The sequence below is a fragment of the Paenibacillus sp. NPDC093718 genome (genome assembly GCF_050279985.1).
In the GTDB taxonomy this organism is placed as follows: domain Bacteria; phylum Bacillota; class Bacilli; order Paenibacillales; family Paenibacillaceae; genus Paenibacillus_AQ.
This window is the reverse complement of the sequence record NZ_JBNNUS010000019.1, coordinates 44,601-66,886: the sequence shown is the minus strand read 5'-3', so window position 1 is coordinate 66,886 and position 22,286 is coordinate 44,601. Positions and strand designations below refer to the sequence as shown.

Below are 22,286 nucleotides of genomic sequence, written 5' to 3'. Positions count from 1 at the left end.
AGTTCCTCCATGACTTCTTCTCTCACACTTACCATAGGGTGAAATCCTGCGAATTCATGAGTCTGAGTGAGGAAACTGAATCATTTCGAGGGAGCTCAACGAAGAGATTAAACTTTACGCCAAAAGTTTTTGACTAAATCCGAGTGACCACTCTCTATCATTACCGAGTTAATTACTTCCCTTAATTGTTCGTATACTGGCTCTCCAACTAACCACTGCTTACAGAGAGAGCCATGCGCGACGGGGTGGCTTACCGGTTCATCCGTCCATTTACGAAGTTTTATTCTGTATCGTCGAAAAAGCACACCCCGGGCGCGTTGCCGCGCTAATCGGAATGTGCTTTAATCAATTGTTCCCGCGTCTACTACTGCTGCTGCCCCTCGATTAATTGAAGAACGCGATACAAGAACGTCGCCGCTTCAGCCCTGCTGGTCGTACTCTTCGGCTTCATATAGCCGTTAGAGCCCGTAACCAGCCCATACTCGAACATCGTTGCCACGCTGTCCGCAGCATATGGCGCAATCTGGCTCGCATCACGGAAGCCCTCAAGCGTTGAACCGGATGCGGACAGCTTTATTGCCCCCGTCGTTTGCAACGCTCGGGTCAGCATAACCATAGCATCCTGGCGGCTGATTGAATCACGAGGAGCGAAGTTAACTTCGTTCACTCCCGAAGCGATTCCCAATTGCTTGGCGATGGACACCGCATCGTAGTAATAATCATTCGGCTTCACATCGGCGAACGTCGAGGCGATTTCGGCACGCAGGTCAAGCATGTTCACCAGCATCAAGATAAAATCAGCTCGCGTTACCTGATTTGCGGGGCTGAAAGTGCCCTTTTCGATCGAGGTGCCTTTGACGATGCCTCTTTCGGCCAGCTTCTCGATCGCCTCGCGCGCCCATTCATGCTTGCCAAGGTCGGTAAATGCAGCCGGATTCTTGCCGCCGATAGCATAGACGCCGACATGGTCGATGGAGAATCGCAGCACATCCTTGTCTTTGTCATAAGACGCGCCATTAATTGCCGCCGCGCTGTCGCCCATCAGCTCGAAAGCTTGCAGATCCACAGCTTGCTCTCCCGCTTGAAGCGAATACGGAATCGCAATCGAGATCGGTACCTTCGCATTTTTCCAAGACAGAGCTTCACCGTCCAGTTGCAATGCAACTTCCACGATTGGCCTGTTGCCGATCCGCCCGGCCGCTTCGTTACTGCGATACTCGCCCGCATAATCGCTTACGATTACGAGCAGCTTTCCAGCATTCTCCTTGACTCCTGCCAGCATGTCACCAGTCAAAACAAGCTGAGCGTACGGCGTGGAGATATGCAGAATCAGATTAGACTGGTTCGTCAGATTAGACGCCGGAAGCTCCAAAGCATAGCTCCCAGCCGCGTTCGACGACTTCAATTCAACATGAACATGTTTATTACCTTTGCTGTCGGCCACTGCCCTCTGAATGGCGGCATTCAGATCCGACGCCCCGACCGCAGCGGCAGCCTGCTGGCCGTTCATCGTCGGGACAAGCACGGCTTTGACTGAACCGTCCACCTGCAACGTATACGGATCTTGCGCCGGACCGCCACCACCGCTGCCACCATCGTTGCAACCACCGTTGCCACCATCGTTGCCTCCACCACTCGTAGGCGGCTTGCGGTATTCGAAGGTTACCAGCTTGGGAGTCGTCATGTCATCCGTTTCAAGCTCGACCGTATACTCCCCTTGCTCTTCTCCGGTCAACGTAAAGGTGATGCGGAAGCTTCCGTCATCCTCAGTGCCCGTCTGACCGGTATATTGAATGTTGCCTTTTGGGTCAAGCACTTTCACATACAAATGTTCTTTCTTGCCGTTCATGACCAGACCGTCAATCGTGACTTTCTTCGTGGAAGCGTCCACAGCGGCTTGTATGCCGTCCAACGTCTTTAGCTCTTGCTGCGGGGCAAGATCGTACACGCCGAATTCATAGAAGGAATAACCGTAAAACGTTGCCCGATTCAATCCCTCAAACTTGATGTATCTTGCCGTCGTTGCCGGGAATACCAGGGTGTTCTTGCCGTCGGCAGCTTTAACCACGCCATTGTTGCCGACTTTCAAGGGCTCCCACGTCTGCTTATCATCCGAGACGCTCAGACGGTATTGGTCCGCGCGCGCATATTCCCAATCGATGCGGATCGTATCGAAGGTTTGCTGGCTGTTCAGATCAACCTGGAACCAAGCCGTATCGCGCACTTCGCTCGCCCAACGCGTGGCCGGTGCACCGTCGAGCGCCTTCGCAGGCTCCAGACCTGCGGCCTCCGTCGAGGATGCCTCTGATTCTTTATCTTGCGCGATGCTGCCAGCCTCGTAATACACACCTTCCTTCAGCGCCGTATAAGCGCCTTCCGTTACAAACTCATGGCCTTTAGCTTCTTCCAGCTTCGCATTGAATGCCAGCAAATAGTCCCTGGCTTGCTCAGGGTCGCTCTCTTGCGTACGCTCCATCATAATCAAGGCGTTGCGCATAGCGCGTACCGTATCGGCATTGCTAAGCTGCTTGTTGTCCGCGTACTTATCAACAAGAGCCAGTAGGCCTTCAGCGCCCAAACGAGCTTCTATTACGAATTTAACCGTCTTGGATTTGGCAGCCGCCACCGTCAGCTCCAGCACATGCTTACCCGGCTTACCCGTCAGAACTACAACAGTTCCTTCCGTATAAGGCTTGCCGTCATACTTGGCCGTAACTTTAACAATCCCGCTCCCGTCATCTCCCGGAATGGTCCAGGTGAAGGCGGCCTGTGTCGTATCAGGCACGATCGTATGCTCAGAGATCGGCTGCCCGTTCATGAGCGCTACCACATCAGGCGGAGTAGCGTCTTGCTTCTGATAAGTGCCTTTAGAGAATTGGTATAGCCAATCGTAAAGCACGCGGGTAGCAGGGTCTGTGCTTTTCGCCGCGTTGTATACAGCGTTGTTGCCTTGATAGTAAGCTTTATATCCATGCTGCATCAGACCGGTATCCACGCCGCTGTTCAAGTACTCGATGAACCGCTCGCGGAAGACGGCGTCGTTGATCATCCGGTCGTCGAATTCCAGCTCCAGCGACATGCCGTACCGCTTCGCCATATCCGCTGTATCCTCCAGACGCGAAGGGTCCAGTTTCTCGAAGAAATAGTTCGGCTGCAGAGATACGGCATCAATGCCGACATCCTTCCACATGAATGCCTTATAGGCCATAAAATGAGGAATCCAGAACAGCTTCAGGCCTGCGTTATGAACGATGTCGCTCGCTCTCTTGACCATCTCCGGTCCGGTCGCATGCGTGCTGATTTGTTCCTCAAGCCAATACATGCCGACGAGCTCCAGGTTCGAGTAGCCCTCAGCGGTCCATCTGGCTTGCACTTCATCGACCCACCACTGAATCGCTTTGGCCCTGTTATCCAGCGACGCGGCATCGCCGACCGCACCTACATCGAAGTTCAGGTCCTCGCCGTCAATGCTGCCGAAGTCGGACTGATACTCGCCCGGTTCTGGAATCATCAGAACAACCTTCGTCTTATGGTCGGGCTCGCCAAGCTTCTCGCCTGCCTCGGCCGTTGCCTCGTTCAACGCGCTCATATCGCCGCCAGCGTTAAACGTTTTATCCAAATACCATTCCCATTCCTGTTTTCTGGCTTTGCCGGCCGCTTCTGCCGCTCCGAAGCCTCTGCCGTTCTCCGATGTCAAACCCAGATACAGCACGCCGTCGAACAACCAATCGACAGGCTCACCCTGCTCGTTCACATAACTGATATTAGGGATAGCCCGTTCCTTCGTCCAATTTCCTGTGCCGTCCGCGTAGTGTCCGTTATACAGCAAGCCCAGGTTTTGAATCCCGCCAGTAGCATCTCCAGGCTGCAGGAGGGCGTAAGGCCCAGGCTGTACCGGCTGCGCTCCGGTGATCAAGCCATCCGCACCGGTAATCGTCACCTCGTCAATCATGCTCCATGCCCTCGGATGCATGGAGAACACGACTTTCACATACCGAGCGTATACGAGTCCTTCGGTATAATCGCCACGCTTGACAGCTCCAGTTTCAGGGCTGCCGTCCCATGCAAATGTCTCGATGTTGGTCTGGTCGCCCCATAACAACTGAGTTGCATTATGAGACAATACGCCCCAGCTCACCCCATCGTCCGACGCGTAGAACGAAACGGTGAGCGGCACAAGCGTTTCGTTGTTCGGCCAATCATGCAGGAAACGCGCGCTCACCTCCTGAAACGTCTTTTGCTCGCCTAGATCAAACACAACCGAACGGGATTTCTTGTTGCGGTGGCCCACCCAGTTGCCGCTGTCACGCGAGGGGTCGGCGGCATTGCCGTCCGTCAGCTTTGTCCCGTCATCCAGGAAAGCGCCCTCCGGCTGTTCCGACCATGTGTACGTTTTCCCTTGGGCCAGATTATAAAAGCCAGCGCTTTCTCTGCCCGCCTCCTCCGCATTCACAGACGATATTAACGATAACAGCATGACCGGGACAAGCAGCAAAGCAGTCAAACTTCGTCTAGTTTTCACCTAGTCTCACGCTCTCTTTCTATGCATAATTAGTTCTGCTCCTGTTCCTTCAACTCTGCAAGCGCATCAAGCATATTCAGAATAACGGTCACTGCTTCAGCTCTCGTCGCCGAGGCGGCCGGCGCGAACCGGTTGTCCCCGCGACCGTTCATCACTCCCGCCTCCTGGGCTGCTGCCACGTACGGCTTCGCCCAAGCCGGGATTTGATCCGCGTCCGCGTAAGAGAGCTCATGCCCTTCCGCAGTCTTCAGACCCAAGCCGCGAACAATCATTGCTGCCAGTTCTGCTCGACTAATCGAAACCTTCGGTCGGAATGTCCCATCCGCATAGCCGCTGATCAGGCCGGATTCCAAGGCTTGCGCAATATAAGGCTTCGCCCAGGTCTGAATCGAACCTGCGTCCGCGAAGTCCAGCGAACTGTTCGCACCTTGCAGCTTCAACGCTTTGATCAGCATGACGACGAATTCGTCTCTGCTGACCGTCTTATTCGGCTTGAACGTCTTGTCGGTGTAGCCCGCTACGAATCCAAGCTCAACCGCCCGTTTGATGGACGCTTTTGCCCAATGACTCGCAATATCGTTCAGCCGAACCGTTGTCGATCCGCCGGACTCCCCGCCGTTGCCGCTGCTGTTCTCATTTCCGCTGCCGTTCTCGCTGCCATTGCCCGGATCTTCACCTCCCGGATTCGAACCGCCGTTTTGGCCTCCTTCCGGACCAGGAGTTACTGGAGTCGGAACCCATCCTCCGCCGCCGGAGCCAGGCAGCGCTTTGATATTGATCTTGAACGTTTTCTCCGCGGATGCAGCTCCCTTGCTGATCGTCGCTGTCAGCACGACCTCCATGTCGCCTGACTCGCTTGACGGACGTTTCAACAACTGTCCATTCGCATTCAGGTAGTCGGGTTTTGAGCTGCTCCAGACGATGCGCGTACCGAACTGCCCTTTCTGCGGGAGGTAAAGGTTGGATGCGATACTTCCGTTTACATTAAGCTCGATCAGACCCATTACGTCTTCGATCGTTAGACGATCACGCGCAACGCTCAGCGCTACACACGCCTGTTCGGCCTCAGGACGGGACAGCTGGGCGGTTTGAATAGCCGCAGTCGCTTGCCCAATCGCTTGCTGAAGCTGTGCCCAGCCCTCAGGAGAGTAATTGTCCTCCACAAGCTTGTCGGCCTCGATAGCCGTCAACAGGTCGATAATCGGCCGTAGATTGCCGAGTTTATATTCCTCGCCGTACACTTCAAATTCCTCAAAGGAATAGCCGAACATAGTAGCTCTGGACACGCCTTCGAACTTCACGTATCTGGCTGGCGTGCTCTGGAAGGTAGTCACGACTCGTCCCGGCTTTCCGTTAATCTCCCCGTTGTTGTCTTTCACAACGTTCGTCCAGTTCTCCTTGTCCTCGGACACGAGAATGCGGTACTTCGAACCATAAGCCGTTTGCCACAAAATAGATACAGCATCAATGTTCTTCACTTCACCTAGATCCACCATGAACCAGGTATCGTCCACCCAATCGCTGGACCATCTGGTATCCCCTCTGCCGTCCACCGCTTTCTCCGCCGTGTAGGACGAGGATTCCGGTTGCGAGGATTCAGCTTGCTTATGCAAAGCCAGATTTCCATGCAGGTCCGAGTAGGTGTTCCTTACGATGAGTTCGTCAATCAAGCCTTTAAAAGCATTCGTTTCGCTGCCGATTTTGGCTACCGGCAGAACGAATGTTTCCAGCTTGGAGCCGTCTTTGAGAGTAGCCGTATATTCACTGCCGTTAATGAAGATGGAGGTCCCCGTGTCGTCGCCGATCATAATGAAATGGGTCCAGCGATCGGTCGGCAGCTTATAATTGAATTCGCTGACGTAATTTTCTTTTGTGATGGCGATTTTGCCGCTGCCCCCAATGTTGTATTTCAGCTGTCCGTCCGGAGATTCCAGCAGCACAACTCCTTGCGGGTTGTCAGCGTCCGGTTTGATCCACATGGACATCGTCCAGCCGAAACCAAGCGTGCGAAGCGGCGTTTCCACGTAGCTGGCCCCGCCGTTTAGCCTCACGGCTTGACCGAAGATTCCCTTCTCTGTGCCTGCATTCACCGCGTTGCCGTCAAAGCCGTTCCCCGAACGGTCCGCGAAGCCTTCGTCGAAGGTATAATCCAGCACGAGATGCCGCTCATTGTCGATTTGAAGCTTGTGTGACTGATGAACACCCGGCGGATCCACGTACCTTGCGGCATCCGCCTGGAAGCTTGCGAAGTTCCGATCGATGCGGTTGCCTCTCCACAGCTTTTCCGCCAGCACTTGCATGGAAGGCAAGATCCGCTGATGCGAGTCCGCCATGGATACGCCTTTCTCTACGGACACATCGTTCCAGAGCGCGAACATGCCGCCTTTGATCTGCGGATGCGCATAAGGAAGCTTCGTCTCCAGCCAATCGTTAGGCTCCCACTCGTTGTAAATAAAATCGTAATTCAAATAGCTGCGGTACAGCTGCGGAACGATGTAGAGCAAATTCGTATTGGTATTGATAATATCGTAGCCGAGCTCCACGGCCTGCTGAGCGCTTCCGTACGGCTCATACCAGATGTCCATCGTCGCATTGTTGCTGACCGGCGTCGTGCCGTCGTATGCGGACAGACTGCCCCATAGACGGGCGCGTTTGCCTTTGCTGTTAATGTGGTTAAGGAGCATATCCACGTACCTGCGGAACGCCTCCTTGTCGTCGCCGAAATATTCATCCGTGCCGACGTGCACATCCGGGCCGACGAAGGTCGGATTGCTGCCGTCGAGATACTCGTCAAAGAGTGCTTTAATGAAGTCGAGCGTCTCTGGACGATTGATATCCAGCTGATTGTTGCTGCCCAATCGAGAATCGTAGGCGATGAACGCGCCGGAGTGGCCCGGCGTATCAATTTCCGGCACGACGTTTACGCCGTATTCCATCCCAAGCAGCTGCAAGTCTCTGAATTGCTGCTTCGTATAATAGCCGTCCTTGCTCGTCACTCCCGGAAATTTCTCGCTCTCCAGACGGAAGTAACCGACATCGCCGACATCATCGTTCAGGTGAATCTGGAACCGGTTCATCTTATAGTAGGACATCAGCTTGACATAGTCCTGCAAAAACTCGATCGTATAAAACTTGCGGCCCACATCGAGCATAAAGCCCCGATCTGGGTATTTCGGATAATCACGCGATTGCCCCTTAGGCATCGCCTTATGATCGGCAGCGTGGCCGAGCAGCTGCAAGATCGTTCTCGTGCCGAACATGACTCCCGTCTGCTCGGACGCAGCAACAGAAGCATACTCGCCGATATTCAGCTCATATCCCTCTTTCCCCAATCCCGCTTGCGCGGCATCCAGCATCAAATAGATATCTCCCTCTTGAGGAGAACCAACCTCAACTGTCAGTGACAACTTCGTTAAATCCAATAAGTCCTGCTGCAAAATGTCAGCCGTCCCCCGCAGAGCCGCTTCATCATCTGCGCGAATGACGATTTTGGATTTGTCCGACAAGCGGAACTCGCCGGTTGCGCCCAGCCACTCACGCAAAGAAGGAATGACGCGCGGCTCCGGGTTCCGATCGCTCGTCTGCTCGGAGAGACCGGGTACGGTGACTAGCGCATTATCCGTTAAGAAATATGTCGGATCGCTGTCGCTCTGGATTTGCAGCAGCAGCTGAACCTGAGTATCGACAAGCGGCGCATGAATATTGCCCTGCACGTCGATCACCGGCAAGCTGTCCGTGTTCACCAGCGTCAGCGTATAACCTTCCGGTACAGCAGGCAGATTCAGCAGGGTATCCCCTTCGGAGACGACGATGCTGTTTTTCACCGCGTCCATTATTGGCTGCAGTTGCGGTCTGCCTTTGTATACCTCGAATTCCCAGAAGGAGTATCCGTAATAAACGCCATCAATAGGACGTCGCGTCTCCCCTTGAAACTTGACGTATTGCGCCACTGTCGGCTCGAAATCGATCGTATCTTCACCCGGCCCGGACGCTACGAGCAAGCGGTTGTCAGCGAATACGTTCCGCCAGGATACCGCATCGTCGGATACGAGAATTTGATATTGCTCCGCCGGAGTCTGCCAGTTGATGATTACTCTTCCGATTTCTACAGGCTCGCCCAGATCAACGTAAAACCACTGATCGTCCGTTCTTTCCGAAGACCAGCGGCTTGCATTTTCGGTGCCCCCATCGACCGCTTTCTCAGGTCCGAAAAAATCCACTTCGTTCGACGACGAATAAGCCGTCTTCCCTAGAGCCAAATTCCCTGTTGCGGCATTGGACCTCTCCGAAGGGGTGGTCACCATTATGAAAGCGGTAACAAAAATGACTAAAAAAATAACCCTCTGCCGTAAACCCACGAATATCCCTCCCGTTGTAATTTGCTCGACTTACCACAAGCAACCCGCATGACCTTCCATGCTATTTGCTGCGGCAACTTCATTATAAGTAGAGGGCAATGAAGCATCGATATACATGTGTTTACATTCCATATACAAATGTGGACATTTGGCCTTCTACGGTGAATCAAGGCTAAGCATGCCAGCATTTCGATCATATCTGGTGCCACTATCAAGGCGCTTTCCACTAAACTCGGACACAGTACTATTCGAGTCTCGTTAGATAGAAGTGGCTTTTCTTCATGTTATGGAATATCGAATCCTTCTATAGGTTCCGTCAGTTTGACATATTCCTTTATATAATTCGGATTTAAGACGCATAAAGAAACGCATTCGAGCAGCTTGTTCGATTCCAATTCTGAATCGTCAACGACGATTCAATAATTCGCCTTCAAGCTTTTAACCGCCTTTCAGCGGAGTATATTATAAAGTCAGATGCGACAACTCCTCTGAAAGGGATTCGTATGCCTCTTCAACTTTTACGATCCTCCAACCATGTCTTGCTGCGACCAAAATGGTTTGATCCGAAACATTTTCTTTATGCATCGCTACGCCTGCGAAATAGCGCGGTCTGCTTAACGCAACATAAGCCAGTTTTAATGTATCTTTCACAAGCGATTCTTCAATCAATGCTCAGTAACGCTGGTCAATCTGGTTTTCCCAAACGCCAGCGATCGTCTCTTCCAGTAGCCTTTGGATCGAATCCCGAGAGTGTACTTCGGCGCACGGAAGACAACCAACGCATTTTTCAGAGCTTCGAGCGCGCCCGGAAGCTGGTGATCGTTGTGGGGCATCGTATGGTGACAGGTCCTCCCTCCCGTCATCTTCATCGTCAGCATTTAAGCAGCTAAAGGGATATAGAAACAGCGGCATTGTAGGACACAAATATCCTAGAATGCCGCTGCACGTTTCCCGTTATTATAACAATGCATCATCTCTGCAGTTCCGAAGGAGTTAATGTACAATGAGGACTGGGCAACTTGATAGCTGTGAAACCTTGTGGCTGACACTTCCAAGCATCATTTCTTTTATGCCCCTTAGCCCACGGCTTCCGATAATAATAAGTTGCTGCTCGGTATCCCTTGCATAATTTAATATTTCATGTGCAGGATCTCCTTTAAGATGAACTGTTTCCGGGTTAATCCCCGCAGATTCTAATTTAGATTTGGCTTGTTGCAGCTGTTCCAAACTCGCTTTCTCCATTTCGTTCAATAATTCTTCCAAGAAATTCTCTGGTACATATGTCATGCCATTCGATACAAACTCCTGGCTGACATTAACCAAGGTAACTTGAGTTTGTTTGTTTCGGGCTATTTCAATGGTTGCATCAAGGAGTTTGTTCGTTATCTCAGCTTTATCAATGGCCACCATAATTTTGTTGAACATATTTATCGTCCTTTCCGTGGCAGTTCGTAACTATTTCCGCTACTTACAAAACGGTTTCTTGCTGCTCCTATACCGACTAAAAAGAGTAAGACTGATGCGCCAAGCAGAATGAAAAGTGGCAGGTTCCAACTATTTGTCGCATCATGCAGATAACCTATAAGGGCAGGACCGATTGCGGCAAGAAGATATCCGATCGATTGCGCCATGCCAGACAGTTCCGCTGCTTGGTGCGCATTTTCAGTACGCAACCCGAAAAACATCATGGACAAACTAAAGGCGAAGCCTCCACCAATTCCGAGTATTATGATCCACAACAGAATGATATTGGAGCTTCCGTAAAGAAGTCCGAGCGTCCCCGTCAAAAGCAAAATGGTTGTGATGACCACTAACAAACGTTGGCTAGACATGCGTCCAGCAATAACGGGGACAATAAAGGTAAATGGAAGCATAGCTAACTGCATGATCGAGAGGTACCATCCAGATTGGTTGGAGTCAATTCCTTGCTGCTTTAAAATTTCAGGCAACCATGCAATCAACACATAGAAAACCATGGACTGTATACCCATAAACATGGTTACTTGCCAGGCAAGCGGGGATCGCCAAACATTCACATCGTTGCTGGCCATCTGTTGACTCGTCGTGGCTGTTTGTTTCGTTTGATTACTTAATTGGGGTAACCAACAGAGGATCGATACAAAGCTTAGGATCCCCCATGTTCCCATTGCTCCCTGCCATTTAAGCCCTGCGTTCACGGCTAGTGGTACACTGATTCCCGATGCGATTGCTCCACATAAATTCATTGAAATGGAGTAAACACCTGTCATGGAGCCAATTTTATTTGGGAAGTCCCGTTTGATTATACTGGGCAATAATACATTACAAACGGCAATTGCGAATCCAAGAACTGCTGTCCCAATAAACAGATTAACTGCGCCAGATAATGATCGTATTACAATACCAACAGTCAGAAAGATTAGGGCAATCAAAATGATACGCTCAACCCCATATCTTCGTCCTAATTTTGGTACTAGAGGCGATAATAAAGCAAAGGCAAGCAAGGGTACTGTCGTGATCAGGCCTGCTAATGTATTTGAAATATGAACGTCATCCCTTATAAGGCTTATTAAAGGACCAACTGAGGTTAAGGGAGTACGTAAATTAGCAGCAATAACAATAATGCCCAGAATGATCAGCCCTATAGAGGATGGCACGGATTTTTTATTATGTTTTTTCGGCATTCTTCATTTCTCCTATCCTGAATTCATATATTATTATTTATTTCTATATGACAATAACATCCGCGTGAATAAGAAAAGTATATTATAATATATTAAAATTAACAATAAATATTTTATAATATACTAAATATCATCTAAACAACAAAAATACAACTCTGAATTCCCGCCATGGATTTCGGAGTTGTATTTAATAAGTAGAATTTATCGTCTTTTAGAAACCATACTTTAAGGATATATGGAGCACTGTTTCGCTATCCGTATGGTTGGTATAAGAGTGAGGACAATCTGCACGAAAACTGATCGTATCATATTGATTCAATGTATAAATCTCTTCATTGACTTGAATTTCAATGGAGCCAGTCATTACTGTCGTGATTTCAGTTGTATTCACATGATGTCCTTCGGGGTGATACGAGCTATTCGGCTGTAAGTAAGCCCGACACATTTCAATATCGTTGCTTGCGTTTTTAAAAACTGGTTCAATGATCCAATTTTTTTGATCATTAGAAAACCGCAGCCCCTCGCCTGCTCGATACAAATTAACAGGGTCTTCTGATTTGAACAAAGCAAATAGCGGTAAAGATATGCCTTTTGAAATTTTCCATATAATCGCCAAAGTTGGATTTGTTTCGCCACGTTCGATATTCCCCAGAGTAAGTTTGCTTACGCCCGTTAATTCCGCTAAGTCGTCTAAGCTCATATTTTTTTCTCTTCTGTACTTTTTCAAGGCACCGCCCATTTGTAATACAATTTGTTTTGATTCATTGACTTCATCCATTTAATATTCACCTCAACAATAAACTGTTATAGCTAGTATATTGTTAATCTAGACTCTTTTCCATACGATTAGTATTTGTTCCGTCACTAGCTTCTGCTAATAAATGTGTTGAGGAAATTATTCCAACAAGCAAAAGGAACACAGTTAGTTTCATTTTCTTCAATTTTCATCATAACTTCACCATTTTTTTGGAAAAGTATGTACCCATAATTCAAACGTAATGGCTTTAGCCGGAGGACTCTTGGCTATAGTAGGAGCAGTTTTTGCCAGTAATACATCTAAGAGTGAGCGATCGTAGTGCGAAGGATAGACATAGAATGACATTTGAAATAGTGAAACAATATTTTGAGCGGTATGGCTTGTCACATCACGTAATAAAATTGGAGCAGTCCAGCGCAACGGTAGAGCAAGCAGCTATAGCCCTTGGTTGTCCCCCTGCATTTATAGCCAAAACCATGTCATTTTTCCTGAATGGTAAAGCCATGCTAATTGTGACGGCAGGAGATGTAAAAATCAAATAAGAAGTTTAAGGATCAATTTCATGAATAGGCTAAAATGATACCGGGAGATCAAGTAGAACGCTGGATCGGATATGCGCCAGGTGGTGTGTGCCCTTTTCACCTTCTTTCAGCAAAATAAAAACCCGTTGGATTTAAATCATCACGGGTTTTTAGAAATTCAATTTTAGAAATTGTATTTTTTAGGATTATAAAAAAAGTCCATATAATTATATCTTCCAATAGGAACAAAGGTCTTCTTATCCTCATTGAACTCCAAAACCATTACTTCTCCCCTAAGCCCAGAATTAATATTTGTATCCACTATAGCTATTCTGTTCTCTGATAGTTGTACAACGGACTCGCCTTCGTATGATGGAAAATCAGGATCGTTGTTATTAAATGAGGGGATTGGCTTAAGAGCAATTATTATAAGACAAATTAAGATTCCAATCAAAATAGTTGATTTTCTTTTTTCCTGCATTGCTTCTCCTCCAACTAAGATTTTTTCAAGTATCTAAATATAAAACACATGGTATCAAATAAAGTTTGGTTTCTTATCGGGACATATTGTTTTCTTTTAAGGTCAAGCTAACGAATTTAAATTAGATTTCTGTCTAATCGGTAATCGACTCATGTTCTAGTCCGTTCCCCGCTTGCAGTATTGTTTTCATGAGGTACCTCCTTCAGCTTTGTTGTATTCGTAACTTATCGCTTACACCCTCATGTTAAATTCCGAACCTTTCAACACGTTAATCCCAACCTTACAGCAACCTTAATTTGATCAAAGGCGCAAAATAACCGGAGAGCGCTTGGGTGCGCCCTCCACAAGAAATGAACTCCAAAAAATAAAAAAAGTCCGCAGCATATCGCGGACTTTTCCTCTAATATGAATATGAAACAGCATTAGAAACGGACTGGAAGGCTCACCAAAGATCGCAGCGTGCTGGGATGATATGTCAAGTCTTCCGGTTTAACGTCAAGACGCAGGTTGGGAAAACGCCGCAATAGAGAGCTGAACGCGATTTGCCCCTCCATACGGGCAAGGGGCGCCCCTAAGCAAAAATGAATTCCTCTACCAAAGGCCAAATGATCGATCTCTTGTCTTGTGATGTTCAGCCACTCAGGCCCGTCAAATCGGCTTGCATCCATATTCGCTCCGGCCAGCGAAACCACGACCATCTCGCCTTTTCGAATTTGTGTGCCATGTATTTCGATATCTTCAACCGCGACCCGGCTCGTTATCATGATCGGACCCGCATACCGCAACAGTTCTTCAACCGCTGCCGGCAAAAGGGTCGGGTCCTCCTGAAGGAGCCGTATTTGTTCGGGATGTTGAAGCAGCGCCAGGGTTCCGTTACCGATCAGATTCACGGTCGTTTCATGTCCTGCCGTAATGAGTAGCCATATGGTGGAGAGCAGCTCGTTCTCGTTGAGCTTATCTCCCTCGTCGTAAGCCTGGAGTAACCCACTGATGGCATCGCTCCCGGGGTGCTCTCTCTTTTCGGAAATCAAAGATTGAATGTAGTCAATAAACTCCTGAAGGGCTCCTTGGACTAAATTTTCTTGGCCGGGGTTTAGCGCAGCCCGGGCCAGCTTATGGGTCCACTCGCGAAAACGTGCCTGATGATGGCCGGGGATCCCCAGCATCTCCGATATCACGATGATAGGCAGCGGATAAGCAAAATCCGAAATGAGTTCCATCTTGCCCCGGGTGGCTACCTTATCCAGCAGCTCGTCGGCAATTTGTTGGATTCGCGGACGAAGCTCTTCAATCGTACGGGGCGTAAATGCTTTGGAGACCAAACGCCGCAGCCGGGTATGATCGGGATGATCCACCGTGAGCATATTGGGCATATTCTTGAACCATTCAAGCAATTCATTGACGGAGCTGTTCTGGGGTGAGGCTTTTTGCTGTGAAGAATACTTTCGCCGATCCGAGAGGAACCGGTGGTCTTTTAAAATTGCCGAGACATCCTCATACCGAAAGGCTACCCAAGCTTCGCCCATGCCAAAAAAGTCATCAAGCCGATAAAGCCCTTCCTGATGTTGGGTCAGCTTTTGGTAAAACGCATTAAAATCACGCATTATGTCCGGCGATACAAACTCGTTGCTTGTTATGCCTTTCACGGCTGATCACCTCTTTACTTTAGTTTTCCATACCGAATCGGATCATGTCACAAAAAGCGTCCAGTTCCTTCATAAGGCTGCGGATATAGGTTTCATCAATATGGTTCATACCGTTCGTCTCCTCCAGAAACTTCGTTTCGAAATGTCTGGTAACGGCCATGACGAGCTCGAATGCATGCTTGCGGTTTATGCCTTCGCGAAGCGGCACCTTGTCGAAAAGCCTTAAGAGCATCGCTTGACGGGTTTCGCTGACCTGACCGTACTTATCCTCGACTTCCTCCTTCAAGCCATCGGGTGTGGCATAAAATGCTTCAAATACTAACTTCCATTCATCAGAATGCTCTCGAAAATAGTCGAGCTTCGCATGGCTTAACTGAGAAATGGCTGTGAAAAAATCGGTGTGTTCCGTCCACTCATCGTAAAGGATGCCGGTTCGGACTTTCTCAAAGCAGTGGTCAACTAAGTTAAGATACAGTTTCTTCTTACTCGTGAAATGATGAAAGATCAAAGCTTTGGAGATACCAGCAGCTTCCGCCAACATTTCCGTTGATGTGTTCTTGTAACCATTGCGGGCAAACACAGATAAGCAGGCTTGCAAAATCTTCTCTCGTTCGTAGAGCTGTATCGGCAGATTGATCACCTCTTTTTGAATTTGCTGACCAATCGGTTAGTAAAATCATACAGGATGCTGACCTGTCGGTCAATATAAATGAAAAAAATCCACCTGCGGAGAGCAGAAGGATTTTTTGAGGTTATGGTTCAATGTCCTCAATCTCAATCGGCGAGTGCAGATGTTGTTCCACATAACCGATGAATTGGCGAAGCAGCTAAGCATCTCCAGGATCTCGCATCTCTTTTCTCCTTCAGGGTAAAAGAACCACTGAATATCTTCTTGTTTAGAAATGCTCCATTTTGTCTAGAAATTCAAGTACAACATCGAGAGATCTAGTAACGCTTCAATTCCTCTCCAGACATGTATCATTCCTGACCGATAGAAGGATTTAACTATCCTTCTTTTTCTTTGTCTTTCACTTCACTTTTTTTAAGTAGAATTACGTATAATCAGCGAAGTCTTGTAGGTTTTCGCTATAGGAGCAGATCGCATCCCCTTCAATCTTCGGGCAAGACATTCTGTAACATCCCTGACCATATCGGGAATACAATTGGTTAAAGTGGTCAGTTCCGGATTAGTCATCAATCCCACAGGATGGTTATCAAATCCGATGACGGACATATCTTGAGGCACGGATATCCCCTTTTGCTTTGCTGCTTTCAATAAACCTGTAGCTACAAAGTCACTACCTGTTATCATTCCATCCGGCAATTGATCAGAAGTAAATAATTGCTCTCCCAAGGCATAACCATCTTCCATAGTCACCAGACCCGTATAACATTGTGATTTCGTACACGCAAGGCCGAATTGTTGGTGAGCCAGTTGAAACCCGTTCCATCTTTTCTCTTGCAATAGTGTCAGGTGATCCATACAGAAAAACAGATGACGGCGTCCCTTGGACAACAAATATGCTGTCGCTTGAAAGACCGCATCTTCTTCATCCAATCGAAAGACATCGAGAAACTCTCCGTCCATCGCTTCGTTGCATATGATTCCAATGTAAGAACCTATATATTCTTTAATTTCTCTCTCCGAGAAATGGGAATGAGCAATAACCACGGCATCCATTTCTCGACGTAACAATCGGGCATACACATCACATTCATACTCGCGGGATAATTCAGTCTGATAGATGACAAGTTGATACCCCATTGAGCCTAAAGATCGACTTAATGCACTAACAAGCTGACTGAAATAGGGATGCTCCACATCCGGGACAAGCACACCGATATGATTGCTTGCCTGTAGACGCAATTGAACCCCCTGCGTATTGCGGACATATCCCAGCTCCGTAATAGCTTTCTGTACTTTTTGTCTGCTTTCAACAGATACATGAGGATGGTCGTTTAACACACGTGATACCGTCGACTTGGAGAGACCGCTTATACGTGAAATATCAATTATGGTGGGCAAAATTAACACCTCATCTAAAGTATTGACCTGGGAACGTTCCCTGCAACTATGATATCGTTAACAAACTGTAGGAGGAGTCACACTTATGGAAGTCATCTATACCCCCGCTGTAACCGAATATCTGATATTGTTTGATTTTGACGAAACGTATTACCCGCATGAATGTTTGCCTGAACAACTCAACTTGGTGTACGAACTGGAACAATACCTCCAGCAGCTTGCCAGAAATCATCAAGCAAAGATAGCTTGGGTCACCGGAAGCAGTGTTCAGCAAATACAAGCAAAAATGAAAATAGCCGGTATGACGCAGCTCCCCCATTTTATAGCGAGCAATCTGGGCACAGAGATGTGGGAAGTCGAGCCGGACGGACAACTGGTCACTGTTCCTTCATGGGCAAAGATTATAAGAGCATCCGGATTCTCTCGAAGAGATGTAGAAGATTTAATTAGCGAATTAAAATCAACATTCAACATTGTCCTTCACGAACAGACTCAATTTGGTCAATCCGGATATAAAATGAACTACTATTATTATCCGGAATCAGCAGCCAGAACCCAATATGATATAAGTATCATCAGGCACCTGGCTGCAAATCACGGGATCGGAATTAATATTAATATTTGCAATCCCAAGGCGGGTGATCCGGAGAACGCATATGATGTCGATTTTATCCCCAAAGGAACTGGGAAGAAAACGGCTGTGCAATTCCTGATGGATTATAATCAGGTACTTCTGTCCAAAACATTGGCCTTCGGTGACAGTGGAAATGACATCGAGATGCTTCGGATGGTTGCCCATGGTTATCTTCTCCAGAACGCAACGGCAGAGGCAAAGTCATGCCACAACAACGTTGCCCCTTATCCTTACGCCGAGGGAATTTTGCATGTATGCAGAAATTTCTTTGGGGAGTAATTCATATTATGGCGTTTGCTCAGCTATTGTACAATACAAATACCGCCGCTTTCCTCTACGGAGAAGGGCGGTATTTACATATTGACGGCTTAACAAGCCTATCAACAAGAACTTTACTACGGTGTTAAAAATGTTGGAGCATAATCCACATTTTTAAGCCATATATGCTCTTGACCATTTAGAGTGTTTTTTACCCATACATCACCTTTAGTTTGCTCTGTCATCTTTCGAAACCAAGTAAGGTAAGGCCCGACAACTTGAGGATCTTCGTCAAGTTCATTCTTCCCTGGAAATGAGAATTGTTTTTGCTCTCCTGTTCTTATGTTTATAGCGTAAAGTGATGTGAACATAGTAGGTGGACGTCCTTCCTCCAACGCCTTGTTCTCTTTCGCACGAGCCACAATTACCAAATCTTTAGAGTACCATTCCAGATCAAGGTCTACAAATCCTTTAGGTGTGTGTTCTTCTTGTTGTTTAAATGTTGGCATTTCGGCAATCGTCGTTGTCTTGTTTTCAACGAAAAAGAAATATAAGCCAATTGATTGGCGGAAGGAGCCCACTTAAACCAGTCTTTAAACCCTAACATTTTCCCCACTGCTTGAAAGTTAAACAATATGGCCCGATTGATGAACAAAGCGAAAACATGTTTCTTCTACTATCCTGCCCGTTAGTTGAACAAAAGCTCGTTGAGCGGCTGCCTTCTTGGTTATATTGAGCTATCATTCTATTGAGTTTGTAGAAAAATATTAATATCCGTAAGGTAAGACCTGCTTCTTCTGAGACGCTACTTTGTTTTTGATTATTTGCCCCTGTGCTTCTTCTTCGCCTTTTGAACTCTAAGTTGATATTTTCTTCAAGAATACCGTTAGGGGATAATCTCACAACGGATGGATTTTTTATCACTCTGATACGCCGCAATATAAATTAACCTAACCATGTGGTGAGTTGAAAAATAAGGTTGCAAATACAAGTACAGTTTGATATTAGTGGGGATTAATTTCACCTGTTCTCGTCGTGCTCTGTTTTCTCTATGTGCTCTTTATGCTCTTTCCGTACTTTTCGTACTTTTCGTACTTTCTGCTCTTTAAGCACTTTAAGCTCTTTAGTTTCTTTAGACTCTTTTTCTAAATTGAGTAGACGGCAAACGATGAGATCGATCAGCTTCTTAGTGATCTTCAAGCTGAAGCCTCTTGGCCCCCGATCGCCTTTCGGCCCGCGCGGGCCGCGAGGTCCACTTGGTCCCTCGGGTCCTGGCAGCCCTGCAGGTCCCTGCAGACCGGCAGGGACAAGAACTTGTTCCCTTAAAACAAAATAGCCGCTAATATAGCGACTTCGAATGGGGCTATGTTCTTGTCCTTTGACACATATCGGGATGGCTTTGAAAACTAATTGCCGGACATCTACTGGTGGTTGATGATCATGAAATCATTCGAGTCGTATTGTTTTGCATCCTACAGAAACTTGGCTATGACGCTGATTTAGCGAGGAACGGCCAGGAAGCCCTCGAAGCAACTCAAGTGAATGCCACTGATGGACGGAATGAAGTCAACAGAAAGAATCCTCGAATCAGTTGCGCACCCCCATATATTATTGCTGTGAGTTTGAATACATCGGTGCTTTACAAGAACCACTGCTTAGCGTTAGGTATGATCGAATACATCGAAAAGCCTATATCCTTCCATAAAGTTAAACTACTCCTTGTTACACTGGACAAAAACATCCAGGCTTTGCTTCTCGAATAAGCTCCTCGTTGCCAACCCCAAATGGGTGTCAGCTACTCTGGTATTACAAGAACATGTGTACGTTCCGAAGCTAACTACAATGGAGCCACGTTTATGTCATAATCCTACAATGGGTCACTTTTGTACATTTTATAATGACACAATTATTACTACAGAAAAATAAAAAGCCTGATAAATCAAGCTTTCCCCGAACTAATAATTATAGACACTTTTGTGTCATCAGACAAATCCTATGGATTATCGTGTCATACATAATATATGCGCATTTTTAGAAATCAAAATTAGATGTTCGCCGTTCCCCCCTGGCGCTGCCCGTTAACCGAACAAAAAACAGCCGGTCATTCTGACCGGCTGCATATATCGCTCTATACCTGCAACAGACCTACCAAAGTTAGGATTTTGGAATGAAGTTCGCTTCGGATTTCCTCGCTCAAATCCTCCGCATCGTCGTCCAAAATGTCTAAGGACTTGTTCATGAAATGAACAGTTTGTTCTAAATTATTATTCTCCTCGTGATGGACCGCCTGACGCAAAGCGTTCTGCAGTATAGCCATTTTCCCTTCAGCCGCACCGCTGTTCAAGCCGTGTTGCTCCATGCTTTCCAGCAGATCGCCCATCGCCAAATCAGGGTTTGTGTAACGCCACAGTTCATGCTTCTTGCCTTCGATCCCAGAACGCATATAGAGGGCGCCATTGTTATCTTGCGTCAGATTGCCGAACTGACGGGTGTCGTCAAGAACGGTCACTTGTTTCGTCTTGCCATCCACCCGGAAGAAGACACCCCGTGCCGTCCCGTAAACATTACCGTCCTTCCCTGTCAGCATGTAAGCGTCCGCCCATAGTGTCCCGGCGTAGCGGATGTCCATCAACGGATGCTGTTCCGTCACCGTCTGCGACACTGAATCGAAGATGAACAAGACACCCTCGTCAAACCCCCAGATGTTGCCATCGGGTCCCACGATGAGCGAAGTAACGGCCTGTTTTCCGGCTACGGGAGTTATTTCAAGCTCCTTCTGCCCGCTTGCCGCGTCCCATACGAACAACTTTCCTTCTGACGCTGTCGGCGCAGGAGCCCCGTAAGCCCCCCATATCGAAGTGCCTCCATAGACTTTTCCGTCTTTGTAGGCAAGCGTAATGATACTCTGATCCTGTACCAGGTTCCGAATACTCTGCAGTGTTTTCGTAGCGGGATCGTAGATGCCGAACGCACCGCCCAGCTCCCCGTACTGCGGTACAGTGCCGATAAACAGCTTGTTTATATCCTCCGCAGCTATCATGCCGAAAGGACGGTCCTGCAGGCTGTCCGCTTGGAACTTCGCCACTTCTACAGGATTGCCCGCCGCCCAGGGAAGACGCGTATCGAACATGGACACTCTCGCTTGCGGATACACACCAAAATATAGAACATCCCCTAGCGCAGCAATGCCTTCTGCTTGGCTGATGCCCGACGTTCGGGACTCCATCGTTCCGGTAGAAGGATCATAAATACCCGTGCCGCCCTGAGACCCGGAAACATAGACGCGCCCATTCGGTCCCCCTGCAATCGAACGAATTTCAATCGGCTGTCCCGGGACATCGACCGTCTTGCTCCGGAGTGTCCCGGTGTTCATCTCGTACGTTAAAGCCGCATTATAGCCCGCCCACGCCGATAATGTGTAGACCGGCGACTGTGGCGTTCCCGTATTCACGAACCTCGCAGATTTCCAACTGTTGAATCCGCCCAATCGTACGACTGAACTGATCTGACCTGTTGCAAAATCGTAAGCGTGCAGAAAAGCATCGCCCGGTGAGAACATGTACGCTTTGTCGCCCTGTGGCGAAGGAATGACATGGGCCGAGGTTACTTTTCGCTCATGTTCGATTGTTTTCGTCGTCTTGTCCATCACGATCATCGTGCCAGTCTTGTTCAATTGGATAAACAGCTTGCCGCCGATCAGATCAATGCTGTTGGGATATTCTTCGATGGCAAGAGATTCGGGCATGAAGTTGGCGGATACGGAACCCGTCTCCGGATCGAATTCGACCAGCTTGTTGCTCGTCCCGGTTCCGACATAGAACAAACTGCGCTCACTATCATAGGCAACCTGCCGGACATATTTCTCTCCGGGTACAAGCGTGCCGAAGCTCCGGAACGCACCAGTTCCCGGATCGTACTCAAATAGTTTGCCGCCTGGATATGTGCCTCCGTAAATCTTTCCGTCCGGGCCATTCGTAACATCAAAAATATGCGTTTCGCCTGCAACCGGTTTTCCAAGGGGCTCCAACGCATCCGCACCGGGCGAATATCGAAATAGCTCGCCAGAACCAGTCGAGCCGATATACACCTTGCCGTCACTCCCCGTTACAAGTGCGGAAGTAGTGGTAGTACCGGGAATATCCATGATTTTTACAACTTCCAGCGTCAACGCATGGAGGACAACGAATTGAGCGGGACTCCCGTTTACGGCAACGCTTATATAAGGGGTTCCGTCAGGGCCGTCAAACGGAGTTCCACCTATGCCGACCACCCGTTTCAAAGCAGTGCCTAGATTTTCGTAAACTCCGGAGGCGGGATCCTGTCCCTCCGCATGTGTCTGTGGGGGTACCGCAGCGGACATTCCAATCCCTATAATGGCAGCTAACATCCAAATGATCAGCTTATTTGCACATCGAATCAT

At 48.1% G+C, this 22,286-nt stretch carries 14 protein-coding genes and 1 pseudogene; 2 read left to right on the top strand and 13 right to left on the bottom strand.

The features are described from left to right. Positions 1 to 364 precede the first annotated feature (364 nt). The 6 genes from ACQKPA_RS31905 to ACQKPA_RS31880 form a co-directional block, all read right to left on the bottom strand. Positions 365 to 4,522 (bottom strand): DUF4855 domain-containing protein, encoded by a 4,158-nt coding sequence (locus ACQKPA_RS31905; protein WP_427496312.1) that lies wholly within the window; start codon positions 4,520 to 4,522, stop codon positions 365 to 367. Between the two features lie 29 nt (positions 4,523 to 4,551). After that, positions 4,552 to 8,880, bottom strand: a complete 4,329-nt coding sequence (locus ACQKPA_RS31900) for a discoidin domain-containing protein (RefSeq protein ID WP_427496311.1) — start codon at positions 8,878 to 8,880, stop codon at positions 4,552 to 4,554. A gap of 462 nt (positions 8,881 to 9,342) precedes the next feature. Then, complete coding sequence (locus ACQKPA_RS31895; protein WP_427496310.1) at positions 9,343 to 9,531, bottom strand: hypothetical protein; 189 nt, start codon at positions 9,529 to 9,531, stop codon at positions 9,343 to 9,345. Positions 9,532 to 9,873: 342 nt separating this feature from the next. Continuing rightward, entirely contained in the window at positions 9,874 to 10,305 is a 432-nt protein-coding gene (locus tag ACQKPA_RS31890; RefSeq protein WP_427496309.1) for a universal stress protein, read from the bottom strand. A 2-nt stretch (positions 10,306 to 10,307) separates the two neighbouring features. Continuing rightward, positions 10,308 to 11,543 carry a CynX/NimT family MFS transporter gene (locus tag ACQKPA_RS31885; protein ID WP_427496308.1) on the bottom strand — a complete coding sequence of 412 codons (1,236 nt, stop codon included), beginning with the start codon at positions 11,541 to 11,543 and terminating at the stop codon, positions 10,308 to 10,310. 211 nt (positions 11,544 to 11,754) lie between these two features. Continuing rightward, a complete protein-coding gene (locus ACQKPA_RS31880; RefSeq protein WP_427496307.1) occupies positions 11,755 to 12,321 on the bottom strand; it encodes a helix-turn-helix domain-containing protein in 567 nt (188 codons plus the stop codon). A 317-nt stretch (positions 12,322 to 12,638) separates the two neighbouring features. Between ACQKPA_RS31880 and ACQKPA_RS31875 the strand changes: the two genes are divergently transcribed. Beyond that, positions 12,639 to 12,842: a hypothetical protein gene (locus tag ACQKPA_RS31875; protein ID WP_427496306.1), complete on the top strand. Its 204-nt coding sequence runs from the start codon at positions 12,639 to 12,641 to the stop codon at positions 12,840 to 12,842. Between the two features lie 163 nt (positions 12,843 to 13,005). Here the strand turns inward: ACQKPA_RS31875 and ACQKPA_RS31870 are convergent, their stop codons facing one another. The 4 genes from ACQKPA_RS31870 to ACQKPA_RS31855 form a co-directional block, all read right to left on the bottom strand. Then, on the bottom strand, positions 13,006 to 13,302 hold the full coding sequence (locus ACQKPA_RS31870) for a hypothetical protein (RefSeq protein ID WP_427496305.1): 297 nt from the start codon (positions 13,300 to 13,302) through the stop codon (positions 13,006 to 13,008). Between the two features lie 422 nt (positions 13,303 to 13,724). Continuing rightward, complete coding sequence (locus ACQKPA_RS31865; RefSeq protein ID WP_427496304.1) at positions 13,725 to 14,948, bottom strand: cytochrome P450 family protein; 1,224 nt, start codon at positions 14,946 to 14,948, stop codon at positions 13,725 to 13,727. 19 nt (positions 14,949 to 14,967) lie between these two features. Next, a complete protein-coding gene (locus ACQKPA_RS31860; RefSeq protein WP_427496303.1) occupies positions 14,968 to 15,546 on the bottom strand; it encodes a TetR/AcrR family transcriptional regulator in 579 nt (192 codons plus the stop codon). A gap of 444 nt (positions 15,547 to 15,990) precedes the next feature. Further along, the gene (locus tag ACQKPA_RS31855; protein WP_427496302.1) at positions 15,991 to 16,983 is read right to left on the bottom strand and encodes a LacI family DNA-binding transcriptional regulator; all 993 of its coding nucleotides are present in this window, start codon (positions 16,981 to 16,983) and stop codon (positions 15,991 to 15,993) included. Positions 16,984 to 17,059: 76 nt separating this feature from the next. Here ACQKPA_RS31855 and ACQKPA_RS31850 point away from each other — a divergent pair, with 76 nt between their 5' ends. Then, positions 17,060 to 17,887 (top strand): HAD-IIB family hydrolase, encoded by an 828-nt coding sequence (locus tag ACQKPA_RS31850; protein ID WP_427496301.1) that lies wholly within the window; start codon positions 17,060 to 17,062, stop codon positions 17,885 to 17,887. Positions 17,888 to 18,003: 116 nt separating this feature from the next. Here the strand turns inward: ACQKPA_RS31850 and ACQKPA_RS31845 are convergent. The 3 genes and pseudogenes from ACQKPA_RS31845 to ACQKPA_RS31835 all read right to left on the bottom strand — a co-directional run. Then, positions 18,004 to 18,494 (bottom strand): annotated as a pseudogene (locus ACQKPA_RS31845) (translocation protein TolB); the annotation flags it as partial. A 392-nt stretch (positions 18,495 to 18,886) separates the two neighbouring features. Continuing rightward, complete coding sequence (locus tag ACQKPA_RS31840; protein ID WP_427496300.1) at positions 18,887 to 19,066, bottom strand: hypothetical protein; 180 nt, start codon at positions 19,064 to 19,066, stop codon at positions 18,887 to 18,889. Positions 19,067 to 19,994: 928 nt separating this feature from the next. Continuing rightward, positions 19,995 to 22,286, bottom strand: a complete 2,292-nt coding sequence (locus tag ACQKPA_RS31835; RefSeq protein WP_427496299.1) for an FIMAH domain-containing protein — start codon at positions 22,284 to 22,286, stop codon at positions 19,995 to 19,997.

Bases quoted from the DNA above. Each gene is read 5' to 3' on its own strand.
- ACQKPA_RS31880 (WP_427496307.1), bottom strand. From the start codon at position 12,321: ATGGATGAAGTCAATGAATCAAAACAAATTGTATTACAAATGGGCGGT.
- ACQKPA_RS31835 (WP_427496299.1), bottom strand. From the start codon at position 22,286: ATGATTCGATGTGCAAATAAGCTGATCATTTGGATGTTAGCTGCCATT.
- ACQKPA_RS31890 (WP_427496309.1), bottom strand. From the start codon at position 10,305: ATGTTCAACAAAATTATGGTGGCCATTGATAAAGCTGAGATAACGAAC.
- ACQKPA_RS31885 (WP_427496308.1), bottom strand. From the start codon at position 11,543: ATGCCGAAAAAACATAATAAAAAATCCGTGCCATCCTCTATAGGGCTG.
- ACQKPA_RS31850 (WP_427496301.1), top strand. From the start codon at position 17,060: ATGGAAGTCATCTATACCCCCGCTGTAACCGAATATCTGATATTGTTT.
- ACQKPA_RS31870 (WP_427496305.1), bottom strand. From the start codon at position 13,302: ATGCAGGAAAAAAGAAAATCAACTATTTTGATTGGAATCTTAATTTGT.
- ACQKPA_RS31875 (WP_427496306.1), top strand. From the start codon at position 12,639: ATGACATTTGAAATAGTGAAACAATATTTTGAGCGGTATGGCTTGTCA.